16 protein-coding genes are annotated in these 15,547 nt (G+C 63.0%); 5 read left to right on the forward strand and 11 right to left on the reverse strand.

The features are described 5' to 3' along the window. Window positions 1-181 precede the first annotated feature (181 nt). A complete protein-coding gene (locus FD715_RS10585; RefSeq protein ID WP_147109343.1) occupies window positions 182-1,531 on the reverse strand; it encodes an aminotransferase class III-fold pyridoxal phosphate-dependent enzyme in 1,350 nt (449 codons plus the stop codon). Window positions 1,532-1,726: 195 nt separating this feature from the next. Here FD715_RS10585 and FD715_RS10590 point away from each other — a divergent pair, with 195 nt between their 5' ends. The 3 genes from FD715_RS10590 to FD715_RS10600 are packed head-to-tail and all read left to right on the forward strand — an operon-like array spanning window position 1,727 to window position 4,292. After that, the gene (locus FD715_RS10590; protein WP_147109346.1) at window positions 1,727-2,734 is read left to right on the forward strand and encodes an ABC transporter substrate-binding protein; all 1,008 of its coding nucleotides are present in this window, start codon (window positions 1,727-1,729) and stop codon (window positions 2,732-2,734) included. Between the two features lie 17 nt (window positions 2,735-2,751). Continuing rightward, complete coding sequence (locus FD715_RS10595) at window positions 2,752-3,534, forward strand: ABC transporter ATP-binding protein (RefSeq protein WP_147109349.1); 783 nt, start codon at window positions 2,752-2,754, stop codon at window positions 3,532-3,534. Beyond that, complete coding sequence (locus FD715_RS10600) at window positions 3,531-4,292, forward strand: ABC transporter permease (RefSeq protein ID WP_039685464.1); 762 nt, start codon at window positions 3,531-3,533, stop codon at window positions 4,290-4,292. The genes FD715_RS10595 and FD715_RS10600 overlap by 4 nt, the downstream gene beginning before the upstream one ends. Window positions 4,293-4,369: 77 nt before the next feature. Here FD715_RS10600 and FD715_RS10605 read toward each other — a convergent pair whose 3' ends face one another. Genes FD715_RS10605 through puuE form a run of 3 tightly spaced genes read right to left on the reverse strand, consistent with a single transcriptional unit; the run spans window position 4,370 to window position 7,105 of the window. Continuing rightward, window positions 4,370-4,858, reverse strand: a complete 489-nt coding sequence (locus FD715_RS10605; protein ID WP_147109352.1) for an ureidoglycolate lyase — start codon at window positions 4,856-4,858, stop codon at window positions 4,370-4,372. Further along, on the reverse strand, window positions 4,845-5,654 hold the full coding sequence (locus FD715_RS10610) for a bifunctional allantoicase/(S)-ureidoglycine aminohydrolase (RefSeq protein ID WP_147109354.1): 810 nt from the start codon (window positions 5,652-5,654) through the stop codon (window positions 4,845-4,847). The genes FD715_RS10605 and FD715_RS10610 overlap by 14 nt, the downstream gene beginning before the upstream one ends. Continuing rightward, entirely contained in the window at window positions 5,651-7,105 is a 1,455-nt protein-coding gene (gene puuE / locus FD715_RS10615; protein ID WP_223274830.1) for an allantoinase PuuE, read from the reverse strand. The genes FD715_RS10610 and puuE overlap by 4 nt, the downstream gene beginning before the upstream one ends. Before the next feature lie 28 nt (window positions 7,106-7,133). Here puuE and uraH point away from each other — a divergent pair, with 28 nt between their 5' ends. Together uraH and FD715_RS10625 are read left to right on the forward strand one after the other, a co-directional pair. After that, a complete protein-coding gene (uraH, locus tag FD715_RS10620; protein ID WP_147109358.1) occupies window positions 7,134-7,493 on the forward strand; it encodes a hydroxyisourate hydrolase in 360 nt (119 codons plus the stop codon). Between the two features lie 30 nt (window positions 7,494-7,523). After that, window positions 7,524-8,174 (forward strand): DUF6434 domain-containing protein, encoded by a 651-nt coding sequence (locus tag FD715_RS10625; RefSeq protein WP_147109360.1) that lies wholly within the window; start codon window positions 7,524-7,526, stop codon window positions 8,172-8,174. Window positions 8,175-8,314: 140 nt separating this feature from the next. Here FD715_RS10625 and FD715_RS10630 read toward each other — a convergent pair whose 3' ends face one another. The 7 genes from FD715_RS10630 to FD715_RS10660 form a co-directional block, all read right to left on the reverse strand. Continuing rightward, window positions 8,315-9,229, reverse strand: coding sequence for a metal ABC transporter permease (locus FD715_RS10630; RefSeq protein ID WP_147109363.1), 915 nt, complete (start codon window positions 9,227-9,229; stop codon window positions 8,315-8,317). Continuing rightward, window positions 9,226-10,428: a metal ABC transporter permease gene (locus tag FD715_RS10635; protein ID WP_147109365.1), complete on the reverse strand. Its 1,203-nt coding sequence runs from the start codon at window positions 10,426-10,428 to the stop codon at window positions 9,226-9,228. The genes FD715_RS10630 and FD715_RS10635 overlap by 4 nt, the downstream gene beginning before the upstream one ends. 3 nt (window positions 10,429-10,431) lie before the next feature. Next, a complete protein-coding gene (locus FD715_RS10640) occupies window positions 10,432-11,229 on the reverse strand; it encodes a metal ABC transporter ATP-binding protein (protein ID WP_147109368.1) in 798 nt (265 codons plus the stop codon). Next, window positions 11,226-12,200 (reverse strand): metal ABC transporter solute-binding protein, Zn/Mn family, encoded by a 975-nt coding sequence (locus FD715_RS10645; RefSeq protein ID WP_147109370.1) that lies wholly within the window; start codon window positions 12,198-12,200, stop codon window positions 11,226-11,228. The genes FD715_RS10640 and FD715_RS10645 overlap by 4 nt, the downstream gene beginning before the upstream one ends. Before the next feature lie 82 nt (window positions 12,201-12,282). After that, a complete protein-coding gene (locus FD715_RS10650; RefSeq protein ID WP_147109372.1) occupies window positions 12,283-13,227 on the reverse strand; it encodes a HAMP domain-containing sensor histidine kinase in 945 nt (314 codons plus the stop codon). After that, window positions 13,215-13,892: a response regulator transcription factor gene (locus FD715_RS10655; protein ID WP_147109996.1), complete on the reverse strand. Its 678-nt coding sequence runs from the start codon at window positions 13,890-13,892 to the stop codon at window positions 13,215-13,217. Before FD715_RS10655 ends, FD715_RS10650 begins: the two co-directional genes overlap by 13 nt. Continuing rightward, the gene (locus tag FD715_RS10660; RefSeq protein WP_189799467.1) at window positions 13,892-15,385 is read right to left on the reverse strand and encodes a DUF4173 domain-containing protein; all 1,494 of its coding nucleotides are present in this window, start codon (window positions 15,383-15,385) and stop codon (window positions 13,892-13,894) included. The genes FD715_RS10655 and FD715_RS10660 overlap by 1 nt, the downstream gene beginning before the upstream one ends. Window positions 15,386-15,547 lie beyond the last annotated feature (162 nt).

The following is a 15,547-nucleotide window of genomic DNA, read 5'->3' on the forward strand; positions in this document are numbered from 1 at the left end:
TTCCAAAAGAGCGGGGACCACTAGTTGGATCGCTTTGGCGTCTGCTTTGGTACAAGACATGGCTGTCTTTGATCCTAATGGCCCCCGCCCGGGAGCGGACCTTCGTGCACTTTGCCGCATCCATCACTTTGGACTCACATCAGACCTACGTCACCCACCGGCCACTCCAAACCAAGGCCAGTTAAACAGCCGATAGTCCCGCATCCAAAGCCGAAAGGACCTGCGCAATTTCATCCTCTGTCACCACAAGCGGCGGCGACATCATGATATTGTTGCCGCCGACCCGCACCATCGCGCCAGCCTCGTATGTGGCCTTGTGCAAACGTTTCATCGCCTCGGCATCCAGCGGCGTCTCGGCCGCCCGGTCGCTCACCAACTCGACCCCGGTCATCAACCCGTGCCCACCGCGCACATCGCCGACTACGTCATGCTTTTCCATCAGGGCCACGCACCCTTCATAAAGCTGCATACCTCGCGGCCCCGCATTGGCCTTGGTGTCCAGCCGCATCGTCTCTTCCATACAGGCCGTAACTGCCGCAGCACCCACAGGATGCGCCGAATAGGTGTAGCCGTGGAAGATCGCCCCATCCGCATCGGCGCTCTCAAACACCTCTGCCACCGCCTCACTCATCAGCGCAGCCCCGACCGGGAAATAGCCCGAGGTGATGCCCTTCGCGCAGGCCATCATGTCCGGCTGCACGTTCCAGTGCCGGGACCCCGACCAGTCGCCTGTGCGGCCAAAACCAGTAATCACCTCATCGGCTATCATGAGAATACCGTGCCGGTCACAAATCTCCCGCATCAGCGGCATGAACGTCTCGTGCGGAACAATAACACCGCCCGCCCCCTGGATCGGCTCCATGATAAAGGCGGCAATGCTACCCGCCCCCTGAAACTGAATCTCATCTTCCATCGCTGCAGCAATATGCTGCGCAAGCGCGGCCGGGTCCGTCTCGTGAAACGGATTGCGATAGGGATAGGGCGACGGCAGATGAAAACACCCCGGCATCAGCGGCTCATAGGCGACGCGGAATCGGTTGTTCCCGTTCACCGACGCACCGCCAAAGTGAGTCCCATGATACCCCTTCTTCAGCGACAGGAACTTCGTCCGCCCTGGTTCCCCCTTGATGCGATGATACTGCCGCGCCAGACGCAAGCACGTCTCAACCGAATCCGACCCGCCGGAAGTAAAGAACACCCGCGCCATGCCATCCTCGGCAAAGAACTCACGCACGGCATAAGACGCCTCGATCGCCGTCGGATTCGACGTGCCAAAGAACGCCGAATAGTACGGCAGATCATAAAGCTGCTTCGCAATCGCATCCTTCACGATATTGTTCGAATAGCCCAGGTTCACGCACCAGAGACCACCCACGGCATCGACAGTCTTATGCCCGTCAATATCCTCAATCACCGACCCCTCGGCGCCCGTTATGATCGTCGGCGCATGGGCCATCGCCTCGCCCGGGTGGCCCATCGGATGCCACATATGGCGAGCATTGTTGGCGCGCAGGAAATTGTCGTCTTTCATCGTCGAACCTCCCTCTGGGTGTAGCCCTAGAAGGCCACGAACCGCGCGCCCGCACAATCCACATCAAAAGCGTTTGCACATTTTTTCAGCACGCCGCACACTCCCGGCGCCAGAACACGACGCGGCAAGGGGGCACCCGTTCCGTCCCGGACGACCACCCCCTAACGTCGCGCAATCACCACCTGGGAGAAACCTATGCTCAAACGCACCCTCGCCGCCTTTGCGGCCACGGCAACGTTCGGCACCGCCGCATATGCGGAAACCGACGTCCCCTTCGCCCTCGACTGGAAATTCGAAGGCCCCTCCGCCCCCTATTTCGCCGCGATTGACAACGGCCACTTCGGCGCCGCCGACCTGAATGTGGAAATCTCGGCGGGCCAAGGCTCGCTCGACGCGATCCCCAAAGTCGCCTCGGGCGCGTTCCCGATGGGCTTTGCCGACATCAACAGCCTCGTGAAATTCCTAGACCAGAACCCCGGCGCGCCCGTCACCGCCGTCATGATGGTCTATGACAAACCGCCCTTCGCCGTGGTCGGCCGCAAGTCGCTGGGCGTGTCCGAGCCTAAAGACCTCGAAGGCCGCGTTCTCGGCGCGCCGCCCCCCGATGGCGCATGGGCGCAATTCCCGGCCTTCGCCACCGCCAACAGCCTCGACATAGACAAGATCACCGTTGAACCCGTGGGCTTCCCCACGCGCGAACCGATGCTGGCCGAAGGCAACGTGGCCGCGGTCACTGGCTTCAGCTTCTCGTCCTTCCTGAACCTTGTGCGCCTAGGCGTGCCCGAGGAAGACATCTCGACCATCCTCATGGCCGACTACGGCCTGGAACTCTACGGCAACGCGATCATCGCCAACACCGACTTCGCCGAAGCCAACCCCGAGATCGTCACCGGCTTCCTCACCGCCGTCGCCGCAGGCTGGAAAGACGCCATCGCCGACCCCGAGGCCGCCATAACCAGCCTGATCGACCGCAACCCGGCCGCCGACGCAGCCCTCGAGCAGCGCCGCCTGCAACTGGCCATCGACGCCAACGTGCTGACGGATGCGGTTGAGGCAAACGGTATGGGTGCGGTGGACGCAGATCGCATGGCAACCGCACTGGAACAACTGGCCGAAACCTACGAGTTCCAAAACGCACCGGACGCGAGCCTCTATTTCACCGACGCCTACCTGCCCGCCGCAGACGCGCGCAAACTCAAGTAAGAAACAGGCGCACGCCCATGAGCAATCTCATAGACATCAAGGGCGTGCGCCACGCCTACAAAACCCCTTCCGGCCCGCTGCCCGTCCTTGACGGGCTGGAGCTTTCGGTGCCCGAAGGCGGCTTTGCCGCCGTCGTCGGCCCTTCGGGCTGCGGCAAGTCCACACTCACCCGGCTCGTCGCGGGGCTGATGAAGCCAGATGCGGGCGAAGTCTGGCTCCATGGCGAGCTGGTCAAAGGCCCCAAATCCACCGTCGGCATGGCCTTCCAGAACCCTGTCCTGCTCGAATGGCGGACCATCCTGCAAAACGTGATGCTCCCCCTCGAAATCGTCGACACAGGGATGAGCCGCAAAGCGCGCGAAGACCGCGCAAGGCACCTCCTCGACCTCGTCGGCCTGAGTGGTTTCGAAGACAAACGCCCCTCGGAACTCTCCGGCGGCATGCGCCAACGCGCCTCCCTCTGCCGCGCCATCGTCCACAAACCCGAAGTGCTGATCCTCGATGAACCCTTCGGCGCGCTCGACGCCTTCACCCGCGAAGACCTCTGGCAGACCATGCACAAGGTCAAGGCCGAAGAACCCTTTACCGGTGTCCTCATCACCCACGACCTGCGCGAGTCGATCTTCCTTGCCGATCAGGTCATCGTCCTTTCCGGCCGCCCCGCCAAAACCCAATACGTTATGGACGTCCACCTGACAGGCGAACGCGACATCGAAATGCTCTACACCCCGGAAAGCGCAGACGCCCTCAACACCCTGCGCCAGCAAATCCGCATCGCCCAAGGGAGGGAGGCCGCATGACCCTCCGGCAGATCGGCGTGCCCCTCGCCGCGCTCATCCTCTTTGGCCTCTTCTGGGAATGGCTCGTCTGGGTCAACGGCTGGCCCAACTACAAAATGGCCTCGCCCTCCGACATCTGGCCCGCCTTCTGGAAATTCCGTGGTCTGTTCCTCGAATATGGCTGGGACACGCTGTGGCGCACGGTGGTCGGCCTGCTATTGTCCGTCGTATTCGGCGTCTTCCTCGGCATGATCATGGGCCTGTCGCGCACCATGCGCGACGCGCTCTACCCCCTGCTCGTCGGTTTCAACGCCATCCCGAAGGCCACGGTGGTGCCCATCATCGCACTCATGTTCGTGGGCCAACACGACATGAACACGATCCTGATCGCCTTCCTGATCAGCTTCTTCCCCATCGCCGTTTCTGTCTCCATCGGTCTCTCCACGCTGGAGCCCGAATACCGCGACATCCTAGCCTCCCTCGGCGCGTCCAAGTTCACCATCTTCTGGAAGATTGCGCTGCCCAAAACCCTGCCCGAGTTCTTCGGCGCCCTCAAAGTCGCCGTGACCCTCGCCTTCATCGGCACCAACCTGATGGAGATCGTCGAACCCCACGGCCGCGGCCTCGGCCATCTCTTCGACAGCGGCAAGATCAGCGCGGACTACCCCCTGATGTTCGCCGTCCTCATCGCCTTGGCGCTCATGGGGATCGTCCTCTATTACGTGGTGGTGGCACTGGAAAAAGTCTTCGCCGGCTGGGCCGAACGGAACCCAACCTAAGCGGGTCCACCCTTCCCTGTTTCAAAAAAATCCTCCCCGAAGGGCCGATTTGCCAAATGCGCCACCGCGTCAAAACGCTAGGCGCGCACGGTCCAAACCGGATCAAGACGAACCTCTTCCAAATTCGCACCATCCCCGATCCGGTCAACCACCGCAAAAAGCCCCGGCGCATGCAACGGCGTCAGCACCCCATGCCATGTTCCGCGATGGAAATTGATGGCCTGACCCGGTGACGTAAGGAACGCGAGCGGTTCACCCGGTTTGCCGTCGTCATCCGGCGCGACGATCACCAGAAACGGATGCTCTGACATCGGTACAAAGCACTGCGATCCCTCCGGATGCCGCTCCAGCAGATCAAGCGTGTAGGGCAGGCTGCGCGGCTCAGCATTGAACAGGCTTACCCCCGCCCTTCCGTCACCAAAATCCATCTGCGCCCGGTCGTGATACCGCCCGCACAGTCCGGCATTGATGATCTTGTCCGGATCACCCGCGCAATCCAGCACATCCCCAAAAGGCGCAAACGCCTCTGCCTTCAGCGGCTGCGCCCTGATCTCATAACGGGACATGACGGTTCACATCCTTGTAGAGCAGATAGCGAAACGGCCCATCCCCCGTCGCAATACACGCCTGCGGACAGAACGCGCGCAACCACATGAAATCCCCCGGCCCCACGCTCACCCAATCCTTGTTCAGCAGATACTCCGCCGTCCCTTCAAGTACATAAAGCCCATGCTCCATCACATGCGTCTCGGCGAACGGAATGCGCCCGCCGGGTTGGAAATTCACAATGTTCACATGGCAGTCATAGCGCAAATCCAGCGGATCCAAAAACCGCTGCGTCGCCCACATGTTCCCGCAGTCAGGCATCGGCGCCGGAGGCACCTCCAGCTCGTGCGTCACCAGCGGATCCGGCAGGCTCAGCCCCACGCCCGGCACATATTTCTTCCGCACCCAATGCACGCCGCAAGGCTGGTCCGACCGGTTCCACAAGGTCCACCGCGCCCCCGGCGGAATATAAGCAAAGCTGCCCGCCCGCAGCTCATGCAGGTCCGCACCGAGGGTCAGATGCGCCTCACCATGGGCTACAAACAGCACCGCCTCCGCATCCACATCCGGCTCGGGGTTGTTGCTGCCGCCCTCCGGATCGAGCTCAACGGCATATTGGGCAAAGGTCTCCGCAAACCCGCTCAGGGGCCGCGCCAAAATCCACACCCGCGCGCTGTCCCAACCGGGCAGGAACGAGGTCACGATGTCCCGCTGCACGGACGCCGGAATGACGGCATAGGCTTCAGTAAAAATGGCCGTGCTCTCGGGATGCTCGTTCTGGCTCGGCAGCCCGCCGGGGGGAAAGGCGTAGTTCATCCCATCGCCTCCAACCGCAGCCGCGCGATGCGCTCCACTTGGCGACAGGCCTCTGCCATCTCAACATCCGTCTCATTGGACAGCCGCCGTTCAAAGGCACGCAGGATACCCGCCTTGTCGTGATCCTTCACAGCGATGATGAACGGAAACCCATGCTTCTCGGTATACGCCCCGTTCAACCGCTCAAACGCCGCGCGCTCCTCATCCGTCAACGCATCCAGACCCGCACTCGCCTGCTCCTCCGTACTCTCTGCGGTCAACCGCGTGGCCGCCGCCAGCTTGCCCGCCAGATCCGGGTGGGCACGCAAGACCTCTAGCCGCTTGCCCTCGGATGCAGCACGAAACACGCGACACAGCGCATTGTGCAACCCTTGGGGCGTGTCATGCGCAGGCCCCAACTCCAGCCCCCAAGCGCCTTCCGCAATCCACGGCGAATGCTCAAAGATACCGCCAAACGCCTCGACAAACGCCGCACGATCCAGATGGATCCACCCGCGCGCGGGCACCGGTGGATGGGCCTCGGCCCAATGGGCCGCAATGTCCTGCCGCCGCGCGCACCACACGCCTTCGTGCCCTTGCACATACTCGATGAATCGACGCAACGCCTGCACCCGACCGGGCCGCCCGATCAGCCGGCAATGCAAACCAACAGACATCATAGCAGGCCGCCCCGCCGCCCCTTCGGCATAGAGCGCATCAAACGTGTCGCGCAGATAGGCAAAGAACTGGTCGCCCGCATTGAACCCCTGCGGCGTGGCAAAGCGCATGTCGTTGCAGTCGAGGGTATAGGGCAAGATCAACTGATCCCGGTCCCCGATCCGCGCCCAATAGGGCAGATCATCGTCATAGGTGTCGCTGATCCAATCCATGCCGCGTTCAGCCGCCAGACGCACAGTGTTCACCGAACAGCGCCCCGTATACCAGCCGCGCGGACGCTTCCCCGTCACCTCGGTATGAAGGGCAATGGCGGCATCCATATCCGCGGCCTCATCCTCGGGCGTATGATCCTTGTAGTCGATCCACTTCAGCCCGTGGGAGGCAATCTCCCACCCAGCACCTTGCATGGCCTCCACCTGCGCGGGCGAACGCGCCAGCGCCGTCGCCACGCCATAAACCGTCACCGGCACAGCCGTCTCAGTGAACAACCGATGCAAGCGCCAGAACCCGGCCCGCGCACCGTAGTCATAGATGCTTTCCATGTTCCAATGGCGCTGCCCGGGCCACGGTGCGGCACCTACAATCTCGGACAAGAACGCCTCCGACGCCGCATCGCCATGTAGCAAACAGTTCTCGCCCCCCTCCTCGTGGTTCAGGACAAAGGACACAGCGATACGGGCCCCACCGGGCCACGCCGCATTGGGCCGACAGGCCCCGTGGCCATGAAAATCGCGCGGATACCGCGGTGGCAACTCGGCCATGGACTTCCCCAGACAATCAAGGTGAGATGCCATAATCTGCGACCAAACAAGGGGATATGCAATGGCAGCCGGATACCTCACGACCCATGTCCTCGACACAGCGCGCGGGGTGCCTGCCGCTGGCATAAAAATTGCGCTCTACCGGGTGAGCGGCAACAGCCACAAGAAAATCGCCGAGGCCGAAACCAACGCCGATGGCCGCACCGACAGCCCGATCCTGCCCCAGGGCAAGATGGACCAAGGGCAATACGAGCTGATCTTCTTCTGCGGAGACTACCTCGACCAACACGGGCTCACCACGGATGAGGTGAAGTTCCTCGACCAAGTCCCGATCCGCTTCGGGATCACGGACGCCGAGGCGCATTACCACGTGCCGCTTCTGCTCTCTCCCTACGGCTATTCCACCTACCGCGGCAGTTGACGAAGCGCGCGCGGGCAATACCTGCCGGGCATGACAGAAACCCGCCCACCCGTTGACATCACGATGACTGCGATAGAGTTCGACCGCTGGTACTGGCCAGTCGAAGCGCTCAAAGAATTCTGCGGGGGGCTCGACATCGCCGCCACCGGGACCAAAGCCATCCTCCGGGATCGCGTTGCCGCCGCCCTGTCTGGCGCGCCTTTGCCAAAGGCACCAAGGCGCGGCGGAACAAGCAGCTTCAACTGGGCAAAGACAAAGCTCACGCCCGACACGGTCATCACAGACAACATCTCCTTCGGCCCAAATGTGCGCGGCTACTTCAAAGCCGCCATTGGCTCCAAATTCTCCTGCCACGGCGATTTCATGGACTGGATGCGCGCCAATGCAGGGGCCACCTTGGCCGATGCAGAACAGGCATGGCGCACGTTTGAGGCACGCAAGGACGACCCAAGCTTCCGGCGCGAGATCGCGACCTGCAACAACTACCTGCAATACGTGCGCAACGCCCGCGACACGCATCCCGACCTGACACTGGATCAGGCCAAGGCATGCTGGGACGCCAAGAAAATCCAACCCGCCCCCGGCGGCTACGTCCATTTCGAAACGGGCGACCTGACCGCGCTCAACAGCGAAGACACCGAACCGGTGGATGAGCGCCCAAGCGCATTAACCTCTGGCTAACCTTTCCCACCGCACGCACCGTAACCCTTCAAAATCACTCCATACGGAACAGAATGGGACAGGGGGGGGGTGACACCGCCATTTCCCAGCAAAATAAGGGGTTAACGCAGCAATGCGTGACGTTGCGGCAGATCGCGCTGTTAACCGTTGCGCGTACGGTGCGGTCCCGCGACTGCCGCAACACCCAGAATGATACCCGATACGGTCGCAATCATCCCCGCCGCACTGACCGAGGCGGAGGCTCCGATCCAAAGCGGCCCGTACCCGGCCAGCACATATCCGAGCACGGCCGCTAGCGCCGCAAACAGCACCGACCACGCCACCTGATGCCCCAGCCGGTTGGTCATCATCCGCGCCGCAGCAGGCGGACAAATGAACATCGCGATCACGATGATCGACCCCACCGCATCAAAGGCGGCAACAGCCGCAATGGCGGACATGATCACCAGCGCCAGCCCCAGCGGCCCGGTGCGAATACCCAGCCCACGGGCAAAGTCCTCATCAAAGGTGGACAACGCCAAGGGCCGCCAAAAGAGCCATAAAAACAAGGCAATAACGGTCAGCGCCAGCACCATCCGCGACAGCTCGACCGGCAGTCCCGCCAGCGCCACAGGGTCCAGCAAAGACCCCCAATCGGTCGCATCCAGCCAGATCAAACTCTCCAGATTACCATACAGCGCGTGCTCCACATCCAGATGCACATTCGACGTATCCGACTGCTCCAACAGCAGCACACCACCCGCAAACATGGCGGTGAAAATCACCCCCATCGCCGCGCCAGATTCAATCCGCCCCAGCCGCCGCACAGCCTCAATCGCGAGCACCGCAATCACCGCCGCACCCGCCGCACCCAGCAGCATAGGCCCCGTTGCGACAAGCCCGGTCAGCAGGAACGCCACCACAATCCCCGGCAACACCACATGGCTGATCGCATCGCCAATCAGCGCCTGCCCCCGCAGCAGCAAAAGGTTCCCCGGCAGCGCACAGGCAATGGCCACCAACACTCCGATCACCATCGGCGGCAGGGACAAGGCAACGAACTCCGCCCCCATCACACCACCCCTCGCGGCACCGCAATTTTTCCATCAATCTCAACCAGTTGATCCGGCGTCAAAACCATCTCAATCGGCGTCAAACCATCATAGCGCGTGGCCGCGAGGGCATAGGCCTGATCCCCCCGCACAATCGCCCACCGCGTCTCGTCAAGCAGCGCCTTTGACGCCGCTGCTTGCCCCTCGGCGGTGGGCACACCGTCGGGCAAGATCAGCCCCGCGCGGGTCAACAACCGCTGCGTCAGCGCCTCGTAAATAGGCTGCCCCTGTGCCAGCGCCAGCAGCCCCTGCCGGACATGCACCCGGCGTTGATAGCGCAGATGCGTCAGCACCGACGCCAACACCCCACGGCGTGGCGAAAACAGGAGCGAAAACAGAAAGATAGCAAAACCGACCAGCACAACAATCGGCCCTGTCGGCAGCGCGGGGGCAGTGGCCGAAACAGCCGCCCCGACATAGCCCGACAGCCCGCCGACAATGCCTGCTATGATCACCACATGATCTGCCCGTTCCGTCCAGAACCGCGCAGTCACCGCCGGGATGATCAGCAGCGCCACGATCAGGATCAGCCCCACAACCTTCAGCCCCACAACCGTGACCACCAGCACAATCCCCATCATCGCCAGATCAATGCGCGGCAACGACCACCCTGTCGCCTCGGCATAGCCCGGATCAAAGGCCGCCAGCGCCAGCGGTCGGCGCAGGATCAGAACCAGCGCCAGAACGGCCGCAGCAGACACCGCCAACAGGATCGCATCGCCGCGCAGCATCCCGGCAGTCGAGCCCAGCAGAAACCCTTCCAACCCTGCCTGACGGCCCGCGTTCATGGTCTGGATCACAGTCAGCATGACCACGCCGAACCCGAAAAACACGGATAGAACAGCACCTATCGCTGCATCTTCCCCCAACCGGGTCCGGCGCGTCAGCCACTGCACACAGAGCAAACCGATGGCCGCAGAGATACCCGCGCCCAGAAGCAAGCCAAAAAGCGACCGTCCTTCGCCCCCCATCGCGACCATGATGACAAAGGCAAGGCCCACGCCCGGCAACGTGGCGTGGGAAATCGCGTCGCTCACCAGCGCGCGCTTGCGCAAAAACAGGAAGGTGCCCGCAACGCCAGAGGCGACGCCCAAAAGCCCCGCCCCAATCGCCACAAGCGTCGCGTTATAGCCAAGCTGCAACAGCAGCGCGTCGGCCAGCATGACCTAGCCCGCCACGCTTTCCGGGTCCGCCCGTGCCGTGGTCAGACGACCGCCATAGGCGGCGTTCAGGTTCTCTTCGTTAAAGGTGTCGGCCACGGGTCCCGCGGCAACCACTTGCGTGTTCAACAGCACCACGTCGTCAAAGTAGTCCGGCACCGTAGCCAAGTCGTGATGCACGGCCAGAACCGTCTTGCCCGCATCGCGAAGCCCTTGAAGAACGGCAATAATCGCCTTTTCCGTCGCCGCATCCACACCAGCAAAAGGTTCGTCCAGCACGTAGATATCGGCTTCTTGCGCCAGCGCACGGGCAAGGAAAACCCTCTGTTGCTGACCACCGGAAAGCTGCCCGATCTGGCGACGGGCAAAATCGCTCATACCAACCCGGTCCAGACACTCACGTGCCAGCGCCCGGTGCCGTCCACGAATCCGTCCCAACAGACCCAGCTGCCGGTACATGCCCATCATCACCACGTCGATCACACGCACAGGAAAGTCCCAGTCCACGCTCGCGCGCTGCGGGACATAGGCGATGCGGTCTCGCATATCCGCCATGGTGCCGCCAAAGACAGTCACCGATCCGGCCAATGGCGTGATCACCTCCAACGCAGCCTTCAGCAACGTCGATTTGCCCGCACCGTTCGGTCCGACAATCGCCGTCATTGCGCCCGCGCGCAACGTCATGTCGACCGAAAAGATCGCAGGCGTCTGACCGTAGGACACGGTCATGCCGCGCACGGCCAGCGGGCTGGCGACCCGTGCCGCCAAGTCGGTATCGCGGTCGGTGACGAGTGTCAGGGTCATGCAGCAGCCTTCAACTTGCCCAGACGCCCACCGGCGGGCGCATCGACACCCAACGCACGGGCGATGGTGGTCACGTTGTGGTCAATCATACCCAGCCAGGTCCCTTCGTAGGTGCCATCAGGCCCCATCGCGTCGCTGAATAGCGATCCGCCAATGCTCACCTCGTGTCCCTGTGCCGCGGCCCCTTCTACCAGCGCTCGGATGTTCCGGTCGGACACGGATGTCTCGACAAAAACGGCAGGCAGTTGGCGCTCCACCAGGAAATCCACAAGCGTGCTGATCCGGTTCAGACCGGCTTCGCTCTCGGTCGAAATGCCCTGAATGCCCATCACCTCGAAATCATAGGCCGTGCCAAAATAGCCAAAGGCATCATGGGCCGTCAAAAGCACACGACGCTCAGCCGGAACACTGGTCAGCAGGTCACGGGCATAGACGGACAGAGCTTGCGCCTCTTCACTGAACCGGGCTGCGTTCTCTTCAAAGACAGGGCGCGCATCCGGGCGCAGGTCAGCCAGTGCGTCAATCACTGCAGGCACGCATTGCACCCACAGATCCGGATTCATCCAGATATGCGGATCAAAGCGTCCCTCGTAATCCTCATGCGCGATCAGCAGGTCGGGGCTGACGGTCTCGGCAATGGCATGCACCGGCTGTTTGCGACCAAGGTCAAGCAGGAAATCTTCCATCTGCGCCTCAAGGTACAAGCCATGCCACATGACCGCATCGGCACGGGTCATGGCGACAATGTCGCTGCGCGTCTGGCGATAGGCGTGCGGGTCGACACCCGCGCCCATGAGGCCCTTAACAGTTACTGCGTCACCACCGATGTACCGCACCAGATCGGCGATCATACCTGTGGTGGACACGATGTTGAGCGGTGACGGCGCGGCATATGCCGGTGCGGCGACCAAAGCGCCAAGACCAGCAAGTACTGCGCGACGGGACGGGGCAAATGCGGGTGTGTGTGTCATGAGATTGAATATGAGAACCATTCGCAAGAAGTCAATGGAATGCGAATGACTCGCAATAACATTTCCCGGAGAACTTCGGCAATCAGCCCATTGCGATCAAAAATCGGGCACCTGGCCCGGTGTCGGCCAGTTCGATCTGCCCGCCCCGCGCCTGCACCAGACTGCGCACAATGCTCAATCCCATGCCAGTCCCGCCCTGTTCCCGCCTTGTGGTGAAAAACGGGTCAAAGATGCGATCGCGGTTGCCGGCTGTGATGCCAACGCCATCGTCGGCCACCTCCAGCGTGCGGTGCTCAAGTGTCAGGGTCAGATGCTCCGCGCCATGGGCTGCGGCATTCCCAGCAAGCTGCACCAGAACCGTCCGCAGATCATCGCCGCTGAGGGGTACGATGCCATCGGCGGCCACGCGCACCGACAACGGCACATCCAGGCCCGCCGCCACGTCGGACAGACGCGATTGACCCGGCCCGGACGACATCGCCGCCTGCGCGTGGCGCGTCAGGTCGTCCAACAGGGTCTGCATACGGTCAGAGGCATCGCTGATGGTCGCGCTCAACGCTTTCGCATCTTCGGCGCTCACACCGTTTTCCAACAGTTCAGCGGCCCCACGAATGGCCGTCAGGGGCGATTTCAACTCGTGCGTGACGTGGTTGGCATAGGCCTGCACCGTGTCTGCGCGGCTTTGCAGGCTGTCGCCCATACCCATGACGCTTGTGGCGAGGCCAGTGAACTCGGGCGTGCCGAAATGGGACGGGGCCGTGGGCCGCGCGCCCGACCGCACCGCCTGCGCGTAGAGGTCAAGCGTCCAGACGGGCCGCAGCACCAGCCGCCACAGCAGAAAGGCCAGGACGCCCGTCGACACAATCGCGATGCCCACAACAAGGGCCGCAACCTCGCCCCATCCCAGCACATTGCCAAACAGGCGCAGGTTCACGATCCCGATCAGCGGCAGGGCCAGCACAGCGGCAAGCGTTCCGCCCAGCACGAATGTGAGCGGCGGGCGCCATTTCCTGGCTATCCCGCGCATGGGCCCATCCGAATGCCGACGCCGTGCACCGTCTCAATCGCGTCCGCACAGCCCGCTGCCGCCAGCTTGGCCCGCAGATTGCGCAGGTGGCTGTCCAGCGTGCGGTCATTGACCTGCCCCCCGCCATAAACCGCGTCCACCAGTGCAGGCCGTGCCGCGACATGATCCGGGCGCGCCATCAGGTGGGCCAGGATCTCCATCTCGCGTGCGGTCAGGGTCAGGGGCACACCCGACACCTCGCACAGGTGCCGTGCGGGGTCGAGGCGCAGCACGCCGCGCTTCAGGGCAGGTTGAGGGGCGGGTCGCGCGCGCTTGAGGATGGCACCGATGCGCGCCACCAGTTCGCGCGGGGAAAACGGCTTGGTCACGTAATCATCGCCGCCCAGTTCAAACCCCAGAACACGGTCAATCTCGTCCTGCCGCGCTGTGAGGAACAGGATCGGCGTGTCATCGCTCTGCCGCAGCGCGCGGCACAGGGCCAGGCCATCCAGTTCCGGCAGGCCGATGTCGAGGACGATCAGGTCATAGCGACCCGAACGGGCCTTGGCCAATCCCTCGGCGCCGTCGCCCGCCTCATCCACCGCATGGCCCGCCTGATGCAGGGCCACGCGCAGGACGGACCGGATGTGCGGATCGTCATCGATCACCAGCAGGTGGGTCTGCATCATGGAAGGGCAGTTTCAATCGTCATGGCCTGCAGGCTATTTCGGGTGCGCCAGTTGCGAAAGCCCCATTCGCGCCAGGTCGCTGGCGTGCTCAGGATGGGCCTGTCATAGAACGGCAGACACGCCGCGCGCCAGTTCGGGCCGTAGGCCGCGTAGAGGGCCGGGATCGCGTCCTCTGACAGATTGCAGAGCAGGGCAAGGTCCGGATCCCGGTGCGCCGCAAGGTTGTGCGCAGCGACCCGCGCGTCAAAGCTAAAGAACGCGCAGGCATAGAGCACGGCAGCGCCCAGAACCCCACTGCGCAGCATCATCCAGCTGGCTGGCTTGTCACGCCAGACCTGCCACACGACCAGACCCAGCCCGAACGCGACAAGCCACATCCAGATATAGGCCGCGAGCCGCAGCCGCGTGAGACCGAAAGCTTCGACATAAAGGTCCAGCCGCCACAGCGACGCCACGACCAGCGCGATGGTCTGCGCAAGCCACGACAGCATCAGCCAGCGCAGCACCGGACGACCAGCCAGAAAGGGCTGTGCCAGCACAGCAAAAAGGCCAGCCAGCAACGCCGTCACCAGAAGCGGATAGGCGCCGCGATGGGCATAGGTCGCTGGGCTGATGCCATCGGGCAGTGTCGCGTCGCCGTAGAGGAACAGGATGTCCATCCCGGTCTGCACCGCGAACAGCAGGTTGAACGCCACAAGTGAGCGCGCCACGGACCCGGCATTGACAAGGCCGGGCCGACGCACCGTGGCCCGCTCCGGCTTTCGAGCCCGCAACCTCTCGCGCATCCGGTAGGTGACCAGGACAGGCCAGATCAGCGCCGACAGAAACACCCAGAACCACATACGCTCCAAGCCCGGCCCGGACCATTCGAAGGACAAAACCTCCAGCACCCACCGATCCAGGACCGGGTTGGCCGCAAGAATGAGGAACGTGAACAGCAAGGTCGCGCCTGCGGGAACCAGCCACGCCAGCGCCAGACTGCGCAGGTCAGACTGCACGAGGCTCAAGTCACCGATCCGGCGCGCGCCCGCCGCACCGTCCGACAGGCATTGCAGCGGCGCGACCCACCACAGGCGGGCGGATCCGCGCAAGATATCCGCCCGGCAAAGCCCCGCAAGGGCAGCCAGACACAGCGACAATCCTGCCAGTGCGATCATGACGGACAACGGCTGCACCAACTCGACCAGCGGCAGCACGCTCAGGACACCGCCCGCGGCAACAGTGCACCGGGTCCGAACCGACACGCGCGGCCAGGCCACGGCCAGGCCTGCCAACAGGACAGCACCGGCAAACATAGCGACATTGATCCCCGGCGCGACGCCCCAGACCAGGACATCCCCCAACGCGATCAGGGCCAGCAAAAGCAGCGTCTTTCCGCCATCTCGCCTGCGCGCACGCGTGCGCTGCGCCACAGGCTCGACCGGATCATCCAACCACCACCCATCCCGCTTCATCTTGACCGGCACCCCCGGCATCACCTTGGCCTGCATCGCTCTGTCCCTTGTTCTCTGCTCTGCTTTGGACCCAGTGTGGCAGGCGGGTGTGCAGGTCATCCGCCGGGTTTGTGCAGGATTTGTGCAGACCGGTTTTGCCCACCGCAGGTTGCCAAACGGTGCGGCGCATGCCACTTCGAAGGTTAGTCTCTGTCCGCG

Origin of the sequence: Tateyamaria sp. syn59, from assembly GCF_007995245.1 — a bacterium.
Taxonomy (GTDB): domain Bacteria; phylum Pseudomonadota; class Alphaproteobacteria; order Rhodobacterales; family Rhodobacteraceae; genus Tateyamaria.

Bases quoted from the DNA above. Each gene is read 5' to 3' on its own strand.
- FD715_RS10640 (WP_147109368.1), bottom strand. From the start codon at position 11,229: ATGACCCTGACACTCGTCACCGACCGCGATACCGACTTGGCGGCACGG.
- FD715_RS10635 (WP_147109365.1), bottom strand. From the start codon at position 10,428: ATGCTGGCCGACGCGCTGCTGTTGCAGCTTGGCTATAACGCGACGCTT.
- FD715_RS10660 (WP_189799467.1), bottom strand. From the start codon at position 15,385: ATGCAGGCCAAGGTGATGCCGGGGGTGCCGGTCAAGATGAAGCGGGAT.
- FD715_RS10585 (WP_147109343.1), bottom strand. From the start codon at position 1,531: ATGAAAGACGACAATTTCCTGCGCGCCAACAATGCTCGCCATATGTGG.
- FD715_RS10590 (WP_147109346.1), top strand. From the start codon at position 1,727: ATGCTCAAACGCACCCTCGCCGCCTTTGCGGCCACGGCAACGTTCGGC.
- FD715_RS10605 (WP_147109352.1), bottom strand. From the start codon at position 4,858: ATGTCCCGTTATGAGATCAGGGCGCAGCCGCTGAAGGCAGAGGCGTTT.
- uraH (WP_147109358.1), top strand. From the start codon at position 7,134: ATGGCAGCCGGATACCTCACGACCCATGTCCTCGACACAGCGCGCGGG.
- FD715_RS10645 (WP_147109370.1), bottom strand. From the start codon at position 12,200: ATGACACACACACCCGCATTTGCCCCGTCCCGTCGCGCAGTACTTGCT.
- FD715_RS10595 (WP_147109349.1), top strand. From the start codon at position 2,752: ATGAGCAATCTCATAGACATCAAGGGCGTGCGCCACGCCTACAAAACC.
- FD715_RS10655 (WP_147109996.1), bottom strand. From the start codon at position 13,892: ATGCAGACCCACCTGCTGGTGATCGATGACGATCCGCACATCCGGTCC.
- FD715_RS10610 (WP_147109354.1), bottom strand. From the start codon at position 5,654: ATGAACTACGCCTTTCCCCCCGGCGGGCTGCCGAGCCAGAACGAGCAT.
- FD715_RS10600 (WP_039685464.1), top strand. From the start codon at position 3,531: ATGACCCTCCGGCAGATCGGCGTGCCCCTCGCCGCGCTCATCCTCTTT.
- puuE (WP_223274830.1), bottom strand. From the start codon at position 7,105: ATGGCATCTCACCTTGATTGTCTGGGGAAGTCCATGGCCGAGTTGCCA.
- FD715_RS10650 (WP_147109372.1), bottom strand. From the start codon at position 13,227: ATGCGCGGGATAGCCAGGAAATGGCGCCCGCCGCTCACATTCGTGCTG.
- FD715_RS10625 (WP_147109360.1), top strand. From the start codon at position 7,524: ATGACAGAAACCCGCCCACCCGTTGACATCACGATGACTGCGATAGAG.